The sequence below is a fragment of the Aeromonas sp. ASNIH8 genome (genome assembly GCF_002919855.1).
Lineage (GTDB): Bacteria > Pseudomonadota > Gammaproteobacteria > Enterobacterales > Aeromonadaceae > Aeromonas > Aeromonas caviae.
Genome location: NZ_PQLN01000224.1, coordinates 1 through 1,262 on the forward strand (window position 1 = coordinate 1; position 1,262 = coordinate 1,262).

The following is a 1,262-nucleotide window of genomic DNA, read 5'->3' on the forward strand; positions in this document are numbered from 1 at the left end:
CTTAACCATCCCCTCGTATGAGCGAGGCGTGGCGCGGCTTCTGAGGTATGATCGCCATCCTTGACCAGCTAATACCCGACAGATAATCGCCATGTTTAACCACGATCTAATCCTCAACCACATCAACGAGATATTTGGACAGGACATGCATGCCAAGCGTGTTCTTTCCCTGGCCAATGCAACCCTCGGGGTTATCGAATCCGGTTCGCTGGCCATCCACGCCATCGGGAATGGTCTCTCCTTGGCCAATGGTCTCGAGCGCAAACATGCGGTGAAACAGGTGGACCGCCTGCTCACTAACACCAAGCTCAACGTCTGGAGCCTCTTTGACGATTGGGTTCCCTATGTGGTCGGTGAACGCACCGAGATCGTGGTATCCATGGACTGGACCGAATTCGATGCCGATGATCACAGCACCTTGGTTATCAGCCTGCAAACCAACCATGGCCGCAGTACTCCGCTGCTGTGGAAAACCCATCGAAAATCGTTGCTCAAAGGGCAACGCAATGCCCATGAGAAAGAGCTGCTCACCAAACTCAAGCAGACCCTGCCAGAAGGTATCTTCGTGACGGTAGTCGCTGACCGTGGGTTTGGTTACATGGAGCTGTTCGAGCGCCTGGAACAAGAGCTAGGCTTTGCCTATATCATTAGATTTAAAGGAAATATTTTGGTTGGTTACTCTGGTGGAGAGCAGGTTCCCGCCCGCGACTGGCTAACGCCGACCGGGCGCACCCGAACCCTCAAGGAGGTGGAGCTCACTGGGCAACGACAGCCTGTCGAGCGGGTCTATTGTTGTCACAAGAGTGGCATGAAAGACGCGTGGTTTCTGGCCAGTAACCGGACCGATCTGAGTGCCGCCAAGGCGTTGCAACTATACGGCCAGCGCTGGGGTATCGAGACCAGTTTTCGGGATATCAAAGATTACAAATTCGGCATGGGTATGGGAGATGTGCACATCAGTAATCCGGTCCGGCGTGACCGACTGTTTTTGTTCAGTGCCTTGGCCATCGTCTTGCTGACGCTGCTGGGTAAGGCTGGAGACAGTGTCGGTCTAGAGAGAACGATCAAGGTCAATACCAGCAAGAGCCGAACCTATTCGTTCTTTCGGCAAGGGGTCATCTATTACCAGTTGCTGCCTAAAATGAAAGAAGCCAATGCGGTCTTGTTGATGGATAAATTTATCTACTACCTGAAGCAACACCGCTTATATACCCGCACACTTGGAATTATTTGAGTCTCTAAAAATGAGGGGATCTCTGAGG

Annotated in this window: 1 protein-coding gene; it reads left to right on the top strand. The window is 52.4% G+C overall.

Annotation, left to right across the window (positions count from 1 at the left end; translation table 11 throughout):
• Positions 1-91: 91 nt before the first annotated feature.
• Entirely contained in the window at positions 92-1,234 is a 1,143-nt protein-coding gene (locus C3418_RS23560) for an IS4 family transposase (RefSeq protein ID WP_041205622.1), read from the top strand.
• Positions 1,235-1,262 lie beyond the last annotated feature (28 nt).